Annotated in this window: 16 protein-coding genes; 9 read left to right on the top strand and 7 right to left on the bottom strand. The window is 44.7% G+C overall.

The features are described from left to right. Nucleotides 1-15 precede the first annotated feature (15 nt). From ACQ5BJ_RS15930 to ACQ5BJ_RS15945, 4 genes are all read right to left on the bottom strand, one after another. Nucleotides 16-1854, bottom strand: coding sequence for a cache domain-containing sensor histidine kinase (locus tag ACQ5BJ_RS15930; protein ID WP_430111452.1), 1839 nt, complete (start codon nucleotides 1852-1854; stop codon nucleotides 16-18). 8 nt (nucleotides 1855-1862) lie between these two features. After that, nucleotides 1863-3404 carry an extracellular solute-binding protein gene (locus ACQ5BJ_RS15935; RefSeq protein ID WP_430113408.1) on the bottom strand — a complete coding sequence of 514 codons (1542 nt, stop codon included), beginning with the start codon at nucleotides 3402-3404 and terminating at the stop codon, nucleotides 1863-1865. 259 nt (nucleotides 3405-3663) lie between these two features. Continuing rightward, on the bottom strand, nucleotides 3664-5142 hold the full coding sequence (locus ACQ5BJ_RS15940) for a methyl-accepting chemotaxis protein (RefSeq protein WP_430111458.1): 1479 nt from the start codon (nucleotides 5140-5142) through the stop codon (nucleotides 3664-3666). Nucleotides 5143-5232: 90 nt separating this feature from the next. Beyond that, entirely contained in the window at nucleotides 5233-5802 is a 570-nt protein-coding gene (locus ACQ5BJ_RS15945) for a hypothetical protein (RefSeq protein WP_430111460.1), read from the bottom strand. A gap of 368 nt (nucleotides 5803-6170) precedes the next feature. Between ACQ5BJ_RS15945 and ACQ5BJ_RS15950 the strand changes: the two genes are divergently transcribed. Further along, nucleotides 6171-7214 carry a LacI family DNA-binding transcriptional regulator gene (locus ACQ5BJ_RS15950; protein WP_289356894.1) on the top strand — a complete coding sequence of 348 codons (1044 nt, stop codon included), beginning with the start codon at nucleotides 6171-6173 and terminating at the stop codon, nucleotides 7212-7214. 298 nt (nucleotides 7215-7512) lie between these two features. Continuing rightward, a complete protein-coding gene (locus tag ACQ5BJ_RS15955) occupies nucleotides 7513-8502 on the top strand; it encodes a glycoside hydrolase family 130 protein (RefSeq protein ID WP_005543591.1) in 990 nt (329 codons plus the stop codon). 177 nt (nucleotides 8503-8679) lie between these two features. On the opposite strand, the gene ACQ5BJ_RS15960 is transcribed toward ACQ5BJ_RS15955, so the two are convergent. The 3 genes from ACQ5BJ_RS15960 to ACQ5BJ_RS15970 are packed head-to-tail and all read right to left on the bottom strand — an operon-like array spanning nucleotide 8680 to nucleotide 12366. Then, entirely contained in the window at nucleotides 8680-10626 is a 1947-nt protein-coding gene (locus ACQ5BJ_RS15960; protein WP_430111463.1) for an ABC transporter permease, read from the bottom strand. Further along, entirely contained in the window at nucleotides 10598-11371 is a 774-nt protein-coding gene (locus ACQ5BJ_RS15965) for an ABC transporter ATP-binding protein (protein WP_005543593.1), read from the bottom strand. The genes ACQ5BJ_RS15960 and ACQ5BJ_RS15965 overlap by 29 nt, the downstream gene beginning before the upstream one ends. A gap of 32 nt (nucleotides 11372-11403) precedes the next feature. Continuing rightward, nucleotides 11404-12366 carry a D-alanyl-D-alanine carboxypeptidase family protein gene (locus tag ACQ5BJ_RS15970; protein WP_005543595.1) on the bottom strand — a complete coding sequence of 321 codons (963 nt, stop codon included), beginning with the start codon at nucleotides 12364-12366 and terminating at the stop codon, nucleotides 11404-11406. A 244-nt stretch (nucleotides 12367-12610) separates the two neighbouring features. Here ACQ5BJ_RS15970 and ACQ5BJ_RS15975 point away from each other — a divergent pair, with 244 nt between their 5' ends. The 7 genes from ACQ5BJ_RS15975 (at nucleotide 12611) to ACQ5BJ_RS16005 (ending at nucleotide 18420) form a co-directional block, all read left to right on the top strand. Continuing rightward, nucleotides 12611-12850, top strand: coding sequence for a hypothetical protein (locus ACQ5BJ_RS15975; RefSeq protein ID WP_005543597.1), 240 nt, complete (start codon nucleotides 12611-12613; stop codon nucleotides 12848-12850). 244 nt (nucleotides 12851-13094) lie between these two features. Then, the gene (locus ACQ5BJ_RS15980) at nucleotides 13095-13325 is read left to right on the top strand and encodes an aspartyl-phosphate phosphatase Spo0E family protein (protein WP_430111468.1); all 231 of its coding nucleotides are present in this window, start codon (nucleotides 13095-13097) and stop codon (nucleotides 13323-13325) included. A 173-nt stretch (nucleotides 13326-13498) separates the two neighbouring features. After that, the gene (locus tag ACQ5BJ_RS15985) at nucleotides 13499-14953 is read left to right on the top strand and encodes a helix-turn-helix domain-containing protein (protein ID WP_430111471.1); all 1455 of its coding nucleotides are present in this window, start codon (nucleotides 13499-13501) and stop codon (nucleotides 14951-14953) included. A gap of 954 nt (nucleotides 14954-15907) precedes the next feature. Continuing rightward, nucleotides 15908-16345: a hypothetical protein gene (locus tag ACQ5BJ_RS15990; RefSeq protein WP_430111473.1), complete on the top strand. Its 438-nt coding sequence runs from the start codon at nucleotides 15908-15910 to the stop codon at nucleotides 16343-16345. Nucleotides 16346-16432: 87 nt separating this feature from the next. Further along, nucleotides 16433-16978 carry a hypothetical protein gene (locus ACQ5BJ_RS15995; protein ID WP_430111476.1) on the top strand — a complete coding sequence of 182 codons (546 nt, stop codon included), beginning with the start codon at nucleotides 16433-16435 and terminating at the stop codon, nucleotides 16976-16978. Nucleotides 16979-17497: 519 nt separating this feature from the next. Then, nucleotides 17498-17758, top strand: coding sequence for a hypothetical protein (locus ACQ5BJ_RS16000; protein WP_430111478.1), 261 nt, complete (start codon nucleotides 17498-17500; stop codon nucleotides 17756-17758). A 107-nt stretch (nucleotides 17759-17865) separates the two neighbouring features. Continuing rightward, nucleotides 17866-18420 carry an SMI1/KNR4 family protein gene (locus ACQ5BJ_RS16005; protein WP_430111481.1) on the top strand — a complete coding sequence of 185 codons (555 nt, stop codon included), beginning with the start codon at nucleotides 17866-17868 and terminating at the stop codon, nucleotides 18418-18420. Nucleotides 18421-18618: the final 198 nt, after the last annotated feature.

Here is an 18618-nt window from a genome sequence, read left to right on the forward strand (position 1 = left end):
AGCCGTAATGCCTGATTAACCTGCTGCTTCTGTCCAAACTCCGGCTCTACCCTTGTACGGCTCTGACAAAGGGAGAACGAGCGTTACGGTTGTTCCTTCCCCCGGTACGCTGGAAATATGGATATGCGCTCGAGGCCCGTAATTTAGGCGCATCCGTGCCGCAACATTGCGGAGCCCGTATCCAGACCCTGCTTGATTGCTCACCTTTAGCCCCTGCTCTGTCGGCTCCCGCAATACAGCAGACAGCTCCGCTTGCAAACGCAAGCTTACGTCCTCTGTCATACCGGTTCCCGAATCGATAATGGCAATGATGAGGCATCGTCCCCTTTCTTTTTCTTCGACACGCACCGCAATCCGCAGCAGCATCTCCTCTGCTTGTGATGATTTCTCCAACCCATGGATGATTGCATTTTCCACGACCGGCTGCACAAGCAGCTTCACAAGAGGAATTCCTTCTGCTTGCGGTTCGACTTCATACTCGATGCGGAATAGATCCATAAAACGGATTTGCTGAATACGTATATAAGCATGCAAATGCTCCAGACATTCCTTAACAGTGAGTACATCTCTGCCTTTGCTTAGGCTTAATCTGAAAAACCGCGACAAATGAAGCACCATCTCGGAAATATCCTCCGCCTCTGCGTGCTGAGCCATCCAATATATCGAATCTAGTGTGTTATATAAAAAGTGAGGATGAATTTGAGATTGAAGCAGCTTCAATTCTGTATTGGCTAGCCGCAGACTCTGTTCGTAGTGATCATGAATGAGGTGTTGCTGCTGCGATGCCATGTGATTGAATAAGTCCGTGACGAGACCGAATTCATCCTGCCGATTTGAGTTCAGCCTGACATCTAGTTTGCCAATCGTAATTGCTCTCATGCCGCGAGCAAGCTTCCGCATAGGAGCCGCAATGCTCGTATAGATGCTGTAAGCCATAACCAGCGCCAGCACAATGCTTAGTACGATCATGAACACGGCGTAATATTCCAGTTGATAGGACTGTGCGAACAGCTCCTTTTTGGGCTGAGACAGTGTAAGCGTCCATCCGTAGTAAGGCGAGGCAGCTTGGATCAGCACATGATCGCTTGCTTCCGCGCGGCTCATGTAATCTTGATACGACTGGGGGCGTTCAGCCGTCCCTGTTACCCATTTCCCATCTGCCGTATACAGATGAAGTTCGGCCTGCGGCGAGGGTGTAACAGAACGTATATATTGCTGTAAGCGCGCCATGTTCAAGCTAATAATCAGTGCATGCCGTTCCCGGTTCGGGTTGTAAATATCCATCGCCCGCACAACCGCCAGACTATCTGCGCCGAATGCCTGCCCGAACGGCTTTCCCGCTCCGATTCGTTCATCCGGTTGGATGAATACGATGCCTGTTCCCATTCCATTCAGCAACTGGCGCAGCCAAATGCGCTCATCTGCGCGATCAACGGGCAGCACACCATGCAGTGTGGAAATCACCGAATTGGAATGGTCGTGATATACGGCAATTTGTGAGAACATTGGATGAATCGACAAGAAGTTGGACAGCTTATGCTTCATGTCCGCGAAAGCCATGATATCATTCCCCTTCAGCTCCCGCTTGGCGTGCGTAAGCGCCTCGTTCATCTCCGTATCGGTTGATAACATTGCGGACAGCTCTTCCACGTTCTGCAGCACGAGCTCAATGTTGTCCATTAGCGCATGCATCGCACTTTCTGTACGAGCGGTCGTTTCGGATAACAGCAGCTCCTGAGAACGCTTGTTGGAGAACCATCCGGTCAGCAGCAAGGGAATAAGAATTAGCACGAAATAAATGGTCAGGCGCCACTGGATCCGCTGACGAATTTGATTGCGTACATATTTCAGCATAGTCGCAGTTACCTCCCGCCTTCTTGATTACGCCCAGAATGCCCATTGTAGGGCTGGCTCTGATTGTTCATCTGATTCCAGCTAAAGTGATACCAGTCATTGGCTTCTTTCGTCATTTCTCGTCCGCCTTCATCCATCCATTCCGATACATACCTCTCGAAGTCTTCCAACGGTCGATTGCCAAGTATGATGTCGATGAGCATGTCATTCTTTTTCAGCAAAAGCGGAGCATATCGAGTCATAGCTGGTGTGGGCAAGGAACGGAAAGCACTTGTTCGTGCATTTATGGAAGCAAAGCGAAGATTATCGTACAGACGGTATCCAACACCTAGTGAGTCAAGCCGGGATTGGGTATAAGCCTCATCTGGAATATCTGCCAAATTGGCATAAAGTCCGCGATAATGATGCTGAGTATGACGTTCCATATCGGTTACACGCTTCCCATTTTCCCACCTCCATACCTCTCCTTCGATTCCCAGCTTGAGCGTATCACGTCCCTCTCCGGCAATATAGTTAAGCAGTTGCAGCACTTCTACCGCGTGCGAGCTGGAAGCAGGTATAACCTGATAGCTACGGACTGGCGGCAAGGCGTAGGTCCCGCTTCCACCCGGCCCCTTGGGGAAGGGAATCGAAATCCATTCTGCCCGCGAATCTCGGGCCTTGCTCTTCTCCAATACGCTGCGGGTATCGTACCACGTCCCTGTGAACAGCCCCAGCTTTCCATCGATTACCTGCTTCTCTATACCACGCTGCGTTTGAATCGGGAAGAGCGGATCAGCGAGTCCCTCCTGCACCATCGTTCGCATAAAGGCAAGTGCTTCTTTCATCTCTGGCTGCACATTAGAGTAAACCAATTGACCATTACGCTCCATCCATTGATCAAGCTGTACCCCAAAAGCGCCGAACCAAGGAGAAGTGCGCCCCAACTCCTCGATAAAGCTGATACCAAATGTATCGTGTAAACCATTGCCGTCTGGATCAAACAAAGTGAAGGCGCGCATCACACTCATCATCTCCGCAAGTGTAGTCGGTGGTGTAAGCCCCAATCGATCCAGCCAATCCTTGCGAATATACATCATTTCCAATCCTTGACCCTCATGCAGACTCGGGATAGCATAGACTTGCCCGTTAAAGGACACCTGCTCCCATATGTCAGGCGGTATGCGCTCCTTCAGCTTTGGCGCATATCGGGTAATCAATTGGTCAAGCGGCGTCAGCATTTGCTTGCGGGCATAGTACGATACCCAATTGGCATCTGCAATACTAATCAGATCTGGCGTATGATTCGACATCATCATGACTCCGACACGATCCTCATATCGATGCGAAGGGGGAATGATCATCTCTACGCGCAGGCCCGTCTTGGCTTCGATCTTGGATAAATACGGATTGTCATTCTCCGTAAACGGTTCAGGAAAGCCTATGCCAAGGCTGTTCAAGACAACTGTCACTTTAGGCAGCAGGGATCTCTGTGCCGCAAATTCAGACTGGGCAGTACCCCCACTGCACCCGACCAGTACGAACAGGCATGCAACAAGAATTCCTGTCATTCTGATGGTACCCCTGTAGGGCAGCATCGTTCGCTGAACGACTGCGGCCCAGTTATTTGTAAGCGTATACAACAAATTGTTTATTTTTATCTTTCTTCTAACACCCATCTGCTGATTGTCCAATAGGTTCTTACCTCCCCTTTTTATACAATCCGCTTTAGTACCTGCCTGCTGAGGCTAGTACTTTGCCGCTTTCCCTTAATCATACAGAAAAGGCCTATCAGATTGTATTCTCTGATAGGCCTTTTTTTCCATTTGTTTATTCTTCTTCAGACAAACGCTTCAAATCACTCACATGCTTGTCCAACCGGTTGTACCCCTCGACCAGTACCTGAATATCCATATGCTGCTGCTCCATATTCGCCAATACCTCTTCGACAGAGGCCATGTGCTCCTCCGTGCTGTTCGTAATCGTAACAACACCTTGTGCCATATTGGAATACTGTGTCTGGAGGTCACGAACCGCCTCATGCATCGCTTCCGATTGACGGTTCACCTGATCGGTATTGTCCGTGATCGTGCGCATAATCTGCTCCACTTGCCCCGTAGCCTCTACACTCGATTTCACTGCAGATTGACCGCGCTGTACTTGCTCTGCCGCGACACTAATCTGAGCTTGTATCGCTTCCAGTATCGACGCAATATCCTCTGTCGCCTTCTTCGCATGATCAGCCAGCTTGCGTACTTCTCCCGACACAACTGCGAAGCCCTTGCCGTGCTCGCCTGCGCGAGCCGCCTCAATCGCCGCATTCAGGGACAGTAAATTCGTTTGTGCAGAAATATCACTGATTGTGCTGACGATGTTACCAACCTGCTCAGTCTGTGCATTCAAAGCATCCATAACCTGTACGGTCTGTTCCACTGTGCGCTTCACCCGATCAATCTCTCCGACAAGGGTATCGATTTGACCGCTGCCCTGTTCCGCCAATTGCAGAGTAATCGCTGCTACCTGCTCCAATTGATTCGTCCCAGTTGCTACGTGGCTAACTGAACGCTCCACAGATTCGACAGAGCTGCCGATGTGCTGCAAGCTAATCGTCTGCTCCTCAATGCCAGCAGATATTTGCGCGAATGTCTCCGTAACCTCGCGAGAGATTGCTCCTGTCGACTCCGCACGCAGCTTCTGCTCATGACTGAATTCATTAAGCATCGTAACAGAAGACTGAATTTGGCCGAGCAGTCCAACGGCCTGCTCCTTCGACTTCAATGCTTCCGTTCCCCGCTCTACGACTTGGCGCTGCAAATTCTGACTGAACACAGCAGAGGCGCTGAGCGCAATCGTAACGAAGAGCAGATACATAAGCAGGTACAGAAGCGGTTCCCGCGTGAACAGCTTCTCATGCAGGAAAGGATCATAGAACAGATACACCGTCATCAGCATGCTGACAACTCCAGTGAATACGATAGGACGATAGTTCTGATATAAGGTCATTAAGCTGATGACGACATAGAACAACAAGTACGTGCTTAATATCGGATTCGGATCCGACTTCATCAATAGTAGAACGAGAGAACACAGAAATACCGGAATCAGATACATCACATACTTTACACCAATGCGCTTGTAGGTTAAAAACGTCGCTAACCCGCAGGCAACTGCACCAAAACCAATTAGCACATAAAGCATCGTACCGACAATGCCCGCAGCCAAGTCTCCGATGATGCCGATTGCAAGCATTGTCCATATGATCTTGACAAACAACCGATTGCGCCTGTCAAGAATCGTTAGTTCATTCACGCCATCTACCAACTTTCTATGTATCGAGTGATCGTAGTTAACGGCTTGTCCGGCTGATTCCGTTAACTTCCCTGCCTACTAATATATCGGTTAACAAGTGACGGGAGTTGAGCTTCCCCTTACTTGTTCCTGTTCTGAAATGAACCAGTCAAACTTAGCAGAATTTCGCCATATTTCCCCCACATGAATAAGGGTAGGAACTACGTCATCTCCCTTATAAAATGTCTTCTTTCCAATCTTTCGCATAGGAACATGGAAGGATACGCGCAATGCTCGCGCGAATACCGGCTCCAGCAGACATGCGCAATGCACAATACCATGCTTGTGCGAATAATGGACAATCGAGGAGAGCAGACGGTCAATATTATGACCACGATACTCTTTCAACAATGCTACCTTGTCCACTTCCGCCACTTGTTCTGGGGCGTTCATCACCTCCGGTTGTTCGGCAAACGGCGCAACTTCTTCAAGCTTACATGACCTCTCTCTATACAGCGTCAGCTCGAATGTGCCTACAGCCATGCCTGCTTCGTTAAAGACAATGACTTGCTCCAACGGATGCGCTGATGACTCCAGCTCGAAGCCCTTCTCTTTCCAGACCGTAGTCCAAATGGATCGATACAGCTGCAATTGTTGTTCGCTTTTCACCGAAATGTGCATCTCCCTGTAACTCCTTTGTATGTATGTAAATATTTATGTATTCTTGTTATCGGTCACAGGTAAATCCATAATTAAATTGAAAGTATTATAAGCGTTGAAAACAGAAAGGTATTTTCTGAAATCTATACGTCTAATTTCCATTGTAAAAACGTTCGTCCCTTATGCCAACTCTTCTATTTAAAATTCGTACTAATGTCCCAATTTTATATGAATATTTACTCATATTTTAATTAAATTCATTTGGTATTGACTTTCATTTGTTCATCTTCATACTTGCAACTTTACATTTGTCATAAATGTAAACCTCCTATATACTTGTAACAACGTTAACTTAGACGCAATTCAATCGTAATCGGAGCGATGCATAGATGTCACAATCCAAAGTAACTCAACAACATATTGCCGACGCGCTGAATTTATCCCGCAATACGGTATCAAAGGCACTGAAGAACGACCCCAGCATGCGCGAGGATACGAAGCGCCGTATTATGCAAAAGGCCGTTGAGCTCGGCTATACAAAATTCCATCAGCTCGAGGCAGACGAGGATACTATTCATTCGGCCAATCGCATCGTATCCTTGCTTACTCATTCGGATTATATGGGCAACCATTATTGGTCTACCTTTATAAAAGGATTGAATACAACATTAAAAGAAGCTGGCTATTCGCTCGCGATGACAATTATTGATATAGAAGAGGAACGTGAACAAAAACTGCCTTCCCTGTTCGCACAGCAAAAGCCTGCAGGTGTCATTATGATCGGGCCCTTCCTGCGCGAGTATTATGAGCTTATTGAGCGTTCCGACATTGCTTCGCTATTCATCGACACGCACGCTGACTTTAACTTCGGCATGCTGGGCAGCGATGTTATGCTCGTGGACAACGCATACAGTGTGTATGCCCTCACCCGAGATCTCATTGCACGTGGACATAAGGAGATTGGGTTCGTAGGCGATATCGGCTCTTGCCTCAGCTATCGAGAGCGCTGGGAAGGCTTCAAGCGTGCAATGAATGAGGCGGGAATAGCCCTCAACGAATCCTGGTGCATTATCAATTCCATGAAGCGACATTATTTTAATGAAGAAGAATTGACAGCAGCTTATTCTCAAATGAAGCATAAGCCATCTGCATTTGTATGTGTGAATGACAACATTGCCGTCGATTTCATGCAGATCGTAAAAGGCAGCGGCATGCGTGTACCTGAAGATATCTCTATTACCGGATTCGACAACATTGCAGAATCCATGCTTGTTCATCCATCCATTACGACCGTGCATGTGCCTAAAGAAGAGCTGGGAATGCGCGCTGGAGAGCAGATTGTATGGCGCATTAATCACCCGCACCGGCCGAAGGAACTGATTCGCATTGGAGTGAACCTGGAATGGCGCGATTCAGTGCGCAATTGGACGTAGTTTACATTTGCACACTATGTAAAGAATAATGACATCATTTTGCACATCAGTTTGCATGGAAAATGCACAATAATCACTTGACATTGTAACCTTTGTGTTTTACTCTTTAGGTATTCGGAAACGCTGTCATCGCGTTCTGTGAAACAATGATACATGCTGTATCAAACCAGTCAGTTGACACTGTACACGACATCAATAAAGAACAAGGCTCTCACCTATTCTTTTGGTCTCAACTTCCGTCTCCTGCACCTGAACAGCATAGGTTCCATACTTAATTACGTAAAGCGAGGTTTGCATCATGAGCCAAATTAAGATCATCGGTCCAGATATCCCGAACATGCCTTGGGAAGAACGCCCTGAAGGACATCGTGACGTATTGTGGCGCTACAGCCAGAACCCAGTAATTCCACGCGATTTGCTGCCGAACTCCAACAGTATCTTCAATAGTGCTGTCGTTCCATTCGAAGGCGGATTCGCTGGCGTATTCCGCTGCGACGATCGCAACCGCTACATGCGCTTGCATGCAGGTTTCAGTAAAGACGGCATCAACTGGGACATCAATCATGAGCCGCTCACATTCGAATGTGACGATCCGGAAATCGGCAATTTTATTGAAGGCTACGACCCACGCGTATGCTGGATCGAAGACCGCTTCTATGTAACTTGGTGCAACATCTACCACGGCCCAACAATCGGCGTGGCATACACATATGACTTCAAAACATTCCATCAGCTTGAAAATGCATTCTTGCCTTACAACCGCAACGGCGTAATGTTCCCGCGCAAAATTAACGGCAACTATGCAATGGTAAGCCGTCCGTCCGATACAGGCCACACACCGTTCGGCGACATCTTCTATAGTGAAAGCCCAGATATGGAATTCTGGGGCCGTCACCGCCACGTAATGGCTCCAATGGGCGGCTGGCAAAGCAAGAAAGTTGGCGCAGGCCCAATTCCAATCGAAACAAGCGAAGGATGGCTCATGATTTACCATGGCGTACTGAACTCCTGCAACGGATTCGTTTACGCATTCGGCGCAGCTATTCTCGACTTGGATGAGCCTTGGAAAGTAAAATACCGCAGTGAACCTTACTTGCTGCAACCTTCCACATTGTACGAGTGCGTAGGCGACGTGCCTAACGTTGCATTCCCTTGCGCATCACTTGTGGACGCAGCAACAGGACGCATCGCGATTTACTATGGCGCGGCTGATACCGTTACTGCACTTGCTTTCGGTTATGTCGATGAGATTGTTGACTTCGTGAAGAACAATTCTCGTGTAAAATAAGTTATATTGTTAGCGAAGACTGCTGAAGGGCAGCCATACTTTACTAGTGCTCTTCCTTTCTTTGCAACCCCAAATACCTATGATAAAAATCCCCTTGCATCCAATCGCGCTAAGCGATTGTGCAAGGGGATTTTGCTTCATTTTTTTGCTTCATTTTCTCATTATTTGCACATCTGCTCACACCATTGCTCCGCGCAGTTGCTGTACATAGCGCCAGCGAATGACGAGGAAGTATATGATTTGAACGATAGAGAAGCAAATGAGCACTTTCATCGTGCTCTCCCCTACCGAGAAACCAACTAGCTGCTGCAGCGCAGCAAAGGCCACCCCGCTATGCACAATTGCAATGATAAGAGGCAAAAAGAACATGACCAGCAATTGACGAGTAACGACGCGGTTCAGTTCCCTGCGAGTCAATCCCATCTTGGACAGCATCTCAGTCTGCTGCTGATCTCTATTGCGATCCGTATACAGACGGAAATACAAGAAGCTTGCTGCAAATGTAAAGAACACAACGCCAATAAGCACACTCACCAGCAGCAACAATCCGTTCGCCTGCTTGGCTGCTACCCATTGCGGATACAGCGCCCTGAACTGAAACTTCTGCTCCTCGCCATGCTGTCCTTCTTGGCCAGCATGAAGCTGCTTCATTAATTGTTCAGTTGCATCGCCTAGCTTGTTCCAATGCTCCATGGCAAATCCATAGACTGTATAAGAACCTAGACCCGACTGATCCTGATCTGGAATCTGCTCATAGGCGTCATCGGTTACTACAGCGAGCTGTATAATTCCATAATCCTGCGGCAGCACTTGATAAGGTACAGCCTTCATAATTTGAAAAGCAAATCGAGCATGCCCCTCGTTTAACTGTATGACTTCTTGAAGTTCTTCCTTATTATAGATTCGTTCCCCCATGACCGAAGTAGGCACAAGGAACGCTTCATTGTCGCCAGCCAACTCCTCCTTCTCATAGCCAAGCGCGGAGGCAAGCTTGTTATAATCCGACAGCTTCATTACCGTTACAACATCACTGGCATTTTTCAATGCTGCTGCCCCCACACGATATGACAGCTTCGAATGATCAAGCTTCTGTTGAATAGCCGCTATATGCTCCTTCTCCTGCTTATTCCCTGAGTACGAATAATACGTAAATGCATATGGGTTTGTCATTTCGGCTAAGCCCTGATTGCCAATCGCCGTACACGTTCCAATGGCAGTAAACGCCACTGCAGAAATAACAGCAACAATGAAGAATAACCGCGAGTTATCCTTTAACCGATACCCAAGCTCAGAGAGCGTCAAGAGATTCGTCTTATGAAAATAGAGCCGCTCCCTGCGCTTCAGCATGCGCAGCGCATATACTGCAAGCTGCGTGAACAAAAAATAGGTTCCTGTTACGGTCAGTACCACTCCCGACAGAAGCTGCAGGAAGGAATAGCTGACACCTGTCGCAAAGGAAAATACCGCAGCATATCCTGCTCCAATCAGCAATATCGCAAGCAGCGACAGCCACACCGATGCCTTAGGCTCCGGCTTCGGCTTGTCCGACCCTTTGAGCAAATCAATCAGCCGGTTGATTCGAACCATTCGAGTTGTCACGACGGAAATAATCAGGAAGAGAACAAAGAAGGCAATACCAGTGGTCACAATCGCTTTCCAGGGTATATAGAACGCCAAGCCTCCATCTATCGCCAGCAGTTCTGAAATTGCAGATAAGATCAGCTTTGAGAAAATGACGCCGAGCAGAACACCCGCTATAATAGAACCGCAGCCGATCAGCATATTTTCCATGAAAACCAGCTTGCGGAACTGATTTGGCGACATTCCATGTATGATCAGGATCCCGAATTCCTTGTTCCTTGTCTTTAAAAATGAACCCACCGAATATAAGATGAAGAAAAATGAAAATACGACGAGCAGCACCTGCGATACACGCAGCCCCATCATCCCAAGCATACTTAGCGTCTCGCTTGATGAGCGGATATTGCCGTCCAATTCAGGATGGAACAGGAGCAGAGAATAGGTAAAGAACATAAGTACAGAAAAGGAGCTGCTCCAAAAATGTGCCGCGTACATCCGCTTGTTGCGAGCGATATTATGAAAGGCTAGTTGCGAGAATGTCATTCGGGTTACCTCCAATCACAGACAGCACATCCATAATGCTGCGCATGAACATAGATCGACTGCCTCTCCGAGTTATTTCATGATGCAAACGACCATCCTTAATGAAGATAACGCGATCACAATAGCTTGCTGCCATCGTGTCATGCGTCACGAGCAGCATCGTCGTTCCCTCTTCCTTGTTCAGCGTATACATCGTATCCATCACATCACGTGATGATTTCGAGTCGAGATTCCCCGTCGGCTCATCCGCAAGCAGCAGCTTCGGCTGGTGAATAATTGCACGGGCGATTGCTGCACGTTGAGCTTGGCCGCCAGAAATCTCGTAGATGCGCTTATTCAGCAATGCGGTGATCCCCAGTCTTTCCGCCAACGCTTGAGACTTGCGGTGCAATTGTTCTACGCCCACGCCATCCAGGGTCAAGGGGAGCACAATGTTTTCCTTCACGGTCAACGTATTTAATAGATTAAAAGACTGGAACACAAAACCCAGCTCACGTCGGCGGAACAGCGCCAGCTTCTCCGGTGATAATTGAAATGGATTATTGCCCTGAATCAAAACCTCTCCCGATGTCGGCGCATCAATCGTTGCAATCATATTCATCAATGTCGTCTTTCCGCTCCCGGAGGGCCCCATAATCCCAACAAATTCCCCCTCCTCAATCGCAAGATTGATAGTGGACAATGCCTGATAAGATACCTTTCCTTCGTATGTCTTACTAAGATTTTTTACTTCTACCATAGCCATCTTATATTCAACTCCTATAAACGAGATTCATTTCATCCTGCATATTGGGCAAATCCATAATCGAGAAGCTCTCTTGCATCCGTCCAGACGCTGTTCGAGCCAGAGTGCAGCACAACCGTAATAATTCGGTGCCCCTCTCGCTCAGCAGCAGAGACCAAGCAATATCCAGCCTCGTCAGTAAAGCCTGTCTTAATGCCTGTCGAGCCTTCGTAATAATATTCACTACCCTGCTGCAGAAGTCGATTCCGATTCGTATACGACTTCATCAACTCTTCCATATCCGAGTTGACCAGCTTCACATCTGCTGATGTTTGACCGACAATGCTGCGGAACAATTTGCTCTTCATAGCCTCCTTCGCAATTACGGCCAAGTCATGCGCTGAGCTGTAGTGATTTGCATGGTGGAGTCCATGCGGATTCATGAAATGCGTGTTGCGAAGATCAAGCTCCTCTGCCCGCTCATTCATACGCTGAACGAACACGCGGATAGCTTCCTCCTCCTGTAAAGAGGGATTCGATTGAAGCTGACGCCCTAACTGAACAGCAATTGTTCTTGCCGCATCATTTCCAGAAGGCAGCATCATCGCCTCCAGCAAGTCCCTCCATGACAATAGCTCTCCAAGGCGCAGCCCTGCTGAACTCTCCCCAGGATTTGCGAGCAGCACTTCTTTCCCTACCGTTACTTGCTCATTCATGTCGGCCATCTCAATGGCCAGCAGTGCAGTCATTATTTTCGTCGTACTTGCCGGTTCCAGTCGCTGATTATCATTCATTCCATACAGTACTTCGCCCGTATCTTGATTCATCACGACAGCAGCATGAGCATCAAGCGTTCCTGAAGCCAGAACGTTCTGCCCAGTCACGGTATGCACACCATCTGCCACAAGCTTATTTATCCTATGTTTGATTTGCCCAGAATAAGGCTGCATCGCGAACCATATGCCTGCAGCTGCAATACATCCAACGAGCATCCATTTTTTCATGTTTAATTTCACATGTATCCACCCTTATCTTGTCATCACGCACTCGCGTCTCTTTATGCGGTATAGGTATAAGATAAAGGAATGGATTTAATAATGTGCTAAGTTGAGATGAAGATTCATGAATGAAAGATGAAGAAAATATGAAGTTGAAGCTGGCACATCCAGACTAGACTTTAGTAGGGGGCATTATTCGAACAGAACCTTTATAATGGAGTTATGGTTGTGAAAAATGTAACTTAATGAGGAGGTATGCCTTGTGAAACGCAACATCTTAGCCGCTGTTCTCATCTTAGGAGGAAGCCTCTTGCTTGGCAATACGGTATACGAGGGACTTGCAGATGCAGGAGAATCGAATTCCCGCACAGTACCGGATCGCGGCATGCACGATTTGAACGATTCTCGCATGCCGCATATGCAGCGTGCACACATGCAGGGTTCCATGGATGGTTCGCATATGGATATGCGGGCATTTAATAAATCGGACAATTGCCAGTAATATATATGGTGTCTTTGAAGAAGGGGCTGTACCACAAGTCATTACACTTATGGTACAGCCCTTCCTATTTCGCCAAACCGATATCCGCTGGCAAAATGATAGGCTATTGGTTTTCTCCCTTTTGAGAGAACCTGCTAAATTTTTTTAAGTATGAAATTGTTGCGAAATAAACCAGAAATAAGTCGAATTTACCAACTCCATCTATAATCAAGCTTAATATGAAATTTATGGATGAGGTGTGAAAATGATCCGAAGATACTTGGGCGCCGCTGCTCTTGAGCCTTTTTATTTTGTCTACGACAAATCGACCTGTTTAAGTGAAAAAATTGAGATGACCCGACAGAAAATGATAAAAGCTGCCAACGAAAAGGAGAGTTTTACGGACGAAGCTGTTGTACGGCTGAGTCAAGAGTTGGACTACTACCTTTTGGAATATCAGAAATGTAAATTGCGCAAACAAAGCAAGGCTGTGTAATGCTGCCTATATACCACATCCCTTGTCGTCCCCTAATTGAACATTTCTTTAAGAGGGATTGTAGATAACAATCTTATTGGATATGCGAGGGGTAAATGATAATTTATGTAATATCAATACCGCAGAATGTTTACATGATTTTTACGATATGGTAAAATATAGGATACGAACTGTTGAAGGACGGTGAAGAAGTGAGTACCGTTGCTGCGAAGCCAAAAAGCTTGGGGGAGCTCATACAGTACCATCGGCTAAACAAAAACATAAGCTTATCAAAGCTGCAGGAAGCGGTCGGTTTGGATAAGGGCAGCTTGTCGAGAATTGAAAGAGGAGAAGTCAAACGCCCGGATTTTCATATCCTATTATCCATTGCTGCTGCATTAGATATTCCCCATCATGACATCGTAGAACTGTACATCGGGATTGGCCATAAATCCGAAGTGATCTTCTCTATTTTCCAGCATGAATTGGCGACACTTGAGCATCCGTTGCTCATATGCAAAATAGCTGCCAAGTTTCTTGAATCGCCAAGCGAAGACAGCTACGATCTGGTAGAGAAATTGTATCGAACCATCGAATCCATCGAAAATTCCGCCATTCAATTATCTTTGTATCATCTCATCATCGATTACTCACGATCCCACGGAATTATGCCCTATATTGCCAAGGGATTGTATCGAAAATACATGATCGAACGTAATGATTTCAGCAGATTGAAAGAAACGTATCAATCAGGGAAAAATGTGTTGGACTATGTTAATTTTTTGAGTGATAAAGAAAAAATAATAGCTCATTATAGCCTAGCAGTGCATGCCTATAATCTTTTGTTGTATGAAGATTGCATAAAACTCTGTTCCTATGTCCTAGAGAATGACGCACCTCTCGGTGAATATAAGGCAAATGCCATCTTTAGTATTGCTTGTTCATACCACTACTTAGGGCAATATAAAAAAAGCCAAAGTTATCTGAACGAATACAGTAAATTTCCGTTCTCCTACGTACCCGATAATGCTAAACTGATGACGGGAATAACAAATGGGAAATTAGGCCATACAGAATTAGCCATTTCACAATTACAGGAATATTTAGATAGCCCTTCGGCCTATAATCTTATATATGCAGTAACTGAGTTGTTTCATCTTTACCTTTCTATACACGACTTCACTTCAGCAGTAGAACTCTTAAAGCATGAAGACTCAATGCTGGAGAGCATTAATGATAAGTGTACAACTCCATTTAAGAAGTCAAGATTGGCCTATTTTTATTTGCTTAAAGGAATTATGATGTTTAATACACGACGATGCGAGGAAGCTTTTAATTGTTTTATTGAAAGCACATGTGAATATATGGATATTGGAGTGCACGATAAAGCACTAGTAAGTTTGTTGCATATTCAGCAATCCGTAATAGATAATAATCCCCTTCCAAAATCCGAACTTGTCCAAAAAATTAACTCGTTGCATGAACAATTATGTAAGAAAGCTTCAAGAGACCCCGACCTTGTCAGTAAGATGGTGGCTGCGTTAAGCTGGGCTAGGATTGAAATACCAGATTGGTTGATGACAATGTCAATGACTATGTCAACAAGCGGTATTACAATTCAAGAACTTCCAGGCTTTCGCGCAAAGTAATCTGGGACAACTGTATATTTTAGTAGATATATATCTTACTGTATTAAACGCCGGACATGGCGTTTTTTGTTTTTTATATAGCATGAAATCGTTGCATAATATTTATAAATAAGTCAATTATACCAACTCTATCTATAATTAAGCATAAGGAACAAATATGAATGGGATGTGAAAATAAAACCGACGGGAATTGATTAAGGTTGCTAAAGAGTTTGCAGACGAAATTGTTGTAAAATTGATTAAATAGTTTCGTTTATTCTAGAAAGTAATACTTGAGTCGTCATTCGGTTCCAAGTATGGCGATGGGCAAAAATTCTTTGCCAGCGGTGCCCTCTATGACCAATCCTTATCTACGAATCGTTTCCTGTAGAGCTACCGCTACTTCGGCAGTCAGTCGTTTCGTCCATTTGAACTAACAGTAAATCTGCTCTTTTACGTTTCAAATAGCCAGAAGAAGACTCTCAGCCGAATCCTTTGCAAAAGCGGACATACTTCACGGTTTGTCCCTTCAAAAGCGTAGGCGTTTGGACTCTATATATTCCTTCTTACACAAGATAATCCGATTACGAGATGAACAAAATTAAATTAGGAGGTTGTTTCAAGGATGCTATATCTTAGTCATGTTAGCATTCTTGTTTCAATAATATAGAGTCGATTCCAGATGAGCATAGGCAGGCAACACTGAAAATCGACTCCGAAGCGCTCCTTCCTTTGCTTTGCAAAGAAAAACAGCTAGGATCAGTATAACATCAACCATGTCTTTGTAATAGGATTGGATCGGGCAGTCGTTATATTGAGGAGGGATGCCCGATCGTTTATAGTGTTCAAAATTAAGCGATTTCTTACAGTTATTTATCTTTTGTACGCCAATCAAGCATGCATTTATTAATTTGAATTGGCTCTGTAAGTTGCATCTCCAGGGAATTTTAATCATATTATTAGGGAGGAGATTTTTTGAAAAAGGTAATGGTTACAGTACTTTCTTCAGTTATTCTGACAACGGCAGTTGCACCTTCCATTTCAGCAGCAACAGTTGCTCCAAAACCAGTCGCTTATTCTATTGTTGCACAATCTGTTCCAACGACAGTGACTTATCAAGGTTCTCAGGTAAGTGTTCAGTCTCTTCCAACTTCAATGTTGAAAAAACTGATTGTGAATGGGCTCCGTTATGGTGGAGAGCTTCTTGGAGAGCTTCTTGGAGATCTTCTAAAGATAATCAGCAAGGATGGGGCGGACTGGATCAAGGGAAATTCAAGCAAACTCGCCGACTTTTTGGATAAACTTACGGAATGGCAGACAGTACCGATTCAGATGGGACTTGTCGCGCTTGGATTGGCTCCGGGAGACGCTCTCATTATAGCCGAATGGATTGTCCTCTTTATCGGACTTTAAGTTCACAAACCATATGGGACACAGTAGAGCAAATAACAGGTTCTACTGTGTCCTCTTACACTTTTATTGGTGAAGGTGGAACCAGAAATGATCTATTTGCTTTTTGTTCTAGTTATCTTTATCGGTTTCTTACATCTTGTGAATTACGTTGTCAGTCGCGAGGACAACGACCCCAAGCCGCCTTTTAAAGTAAAGCTGTGGCTCGTTCCGGTATTGGCACTTCTATTACTCACAATCGTTTCATTGTTGGCTGGATTATTCACAGTATTATTAATCGGAATAGGAGCATTGAACCAAACACTTTCATTTCCAAATCGTTATGCCGCATTTACGGTATCGATGTACATAATCCTCTTGTTTCTGCTCGTGGAATCGTTTATACATCCGTTCATATATGCAGTATTATATGCCTTTTTTAAAAAACAGCCTACTCGAATGATGAGTCTCATTGTCAATGTGATTGGAGATACGTTAATTATTTACTTTGTCTTTAACATTTTCCCGTATGTATCCATTTCAGGGTTGGATACGGCTTTTTATATCTCCGTTCTCCTCTCCATTCTTGGTCAAATATGCATCGGGTTTGAGTACTGGATTAAGAAATATATGATTAAGAAAAGGAAGGGCGATTAACGAGGACATTTTCTTGGTCAATTATTAGTGATGCCTATAGTATCTTTTTATAGTACAGTGTCAGAGTTCTGGCTTTGCTAGTTTTAGAGAACATTCAACAGATGAAGTCTATGTAGAGGCCAACAGAAGTGAAAAATAGATTAGTACTTGCAGTACCTTATGTTATTTTTTAGCCAGCAAATATTCCATTGATTCTAGATATTTTAATTGGAATTATAGCGTGATTTCGCTTTACTATAGTATTATTCAAGATAGTGACATGGTGAATATCAATAATCTAACACATATTGCCACTCATGAATTTGATCATACATTAGGCTTAAGTCATATAACAGGAATTAGTATACACTGTATTTCCACAATCACTATCCTCATCAACTTTACTACAAACATACGTACACACCAATGTAGCCACATAGAGCAATTATCATGAGGAAGCTCATTTAAGTTTCTTTAGACTAACTATCAATTGCTTCCCGCCCGTTTCTTTTAATTCACAAATTTGGGAAGGTTTCATTCTTGAAAAAGTTAATGATGCTTTTCTTTTCAATGGGCGTAGAGTATCCGAAATACCGAGACCCACAATCGGGAATCATTTTAATCGAATCTAATGCAAATCTACCTGTAAACCCACAAAAGAGAGGACATAGATATAGAGAAGACCTCATGGAGCACTACGAAAAAAACTATGGGAAACCAACAAGATTTAGTTGGAGTGATGTAGAGATTCATCATATGACGCCTCTTAAATCGGTGGAAGTAATGGAGTTTACAACTTAATTCCTCTTTGGAAAGGAAGGGTAGGAAGCAACGGTGTATTAGGTCACAGGACTGTACACGATTGGTGGGACTACTATTAAAATACTTAATTACAGGAGTGTGCAATCTTGGATTCTATAAAAGAGTTGCTGCAATCATTTGAAAATTATTCAAGGAAATTTACAAATGAAGAATTAAACATCTTTACGGTAAATGGAAGCAGGGAGAGTTTAATAAAATGGAATCCTTCCGTTTCAGAAGATGAACTGAATCAATTCATCAAAAAAAATGGATGGTACTTCCCTTCTGATTTAAGGGAGTTTTACCTTCTTCACAATGGAGGCGTTTTGTTCCAACATCCATATTACGGTGGAGGAATAAATATTTACACTTTAGAGGACATACAAGGCATAAGCGACGGTTCCAAGAAACTACCCAAGCATTGGTATCCTATTGCCAGGACAGACCTCACAACAGGGGATATATGCATTGATTCTGAAAGATGTCGCTCGGGGCAGTATCCATACATGTTTTTTCTAGGCAGCATAGATCAACTTGACGAGGCAATTCCAATACACACCGACTTTACCACGTGGCTAACCAGACTGTTTATCTGCCAAGGTGAAGAATATTGGGTATGGGATTATGAAGACAAGTTAACGTTTAAGTCTTCAAATAATTAAAGATTATAGTCAAATTTATAAAAAAAAGACGCTTCCATCCTCAAAAATACAGTCGGTTTGGAGGCGTCTTTACACTTTGGAGTGAACATAATTTGAAAACGATTAAAACGTTGCTGCAATCGTATGAAGACTATACAAAAGCATACCCGAATCAAGAGATAGTCGCATTTACTTGTAACGGAGACGTGTCAAAAGATC

It is taken from the genome of Paenibacillus sp. B1-35 (assembly GCF_050474385.1).
In the GTDB taxonomy this organism is placed as follows: Bacteria; Bacillota; Bacilli; order Paenibacillales; family Paenibacillaceae; genus Paenibacillus_B; species Paenibacillus_B alvei.

Coding starts and splice junctions, on each gene's coding strand:
- ACQ5BJ_RS15955 (WP_005543591.1), top strand. CDS start 7,513: ATGAGCCAAATTAAGATCATCGGTCCAGATATCCCGAACATGCCTTGG.
- ACQ5BJ_RS15945 (WP_430111460.1), bottom strand. CDS start 5,802: ATGCACATTTCGGTGAAAAGCGAACAACAATTGCAGCTGTATCGATCC.
- ACQ5BJ_RS15965 (WP_005543593.1), bottom strand. CDS start 11,371: ATGGCTATGGTAGAAGTAAAAAATCTTAGTAAGACATACGAAGGAAAG.
- ACQ5BJ_RS15960 (WP_430111463.1), bottom strand. CDS start 10,626: ATGACATTCTCGCAACTAGCCTTTCATAATATCGCTCGCAACAAGCGG.
- ACQ5BJ_RS15950 (WP_289356894.1), top strand. CDS start 6,171: ATGTCACAATCCAAAGTAACTCAACAACATATTGCCGACGCGCTGAAT.
- ACQ5BJ_RS15995 (WP_430111476.1), top strand. CDS start 16,433: ATGATCTATTTGCTTTTTGTTCTAGTTATCTTTATCGGTTTCTTACAT.
- ACQ5BJ_RS15935 (WP_430113408.1), bottom strand. CDS start 3,404: ATGACAGGAATTCTTGTTGCATGCCTGTTCGTACTGGTCGGGTGCAGT.
- ACQ5BJ_RS15930 (WP_430111452.1), bottom strand. CDS start 1,854: ATGCTGAAATATGTACGCAATCAAATTCGTCAGCGGATCCAGTGGCGC.
- ACQ5BJ_RS15980 (WP_430111468.1), top strand. CDS start 13,095: ATGATCCGAAGATACTTGGGCGCCGCTGCTCTTGAGCCTTTTTATTTT.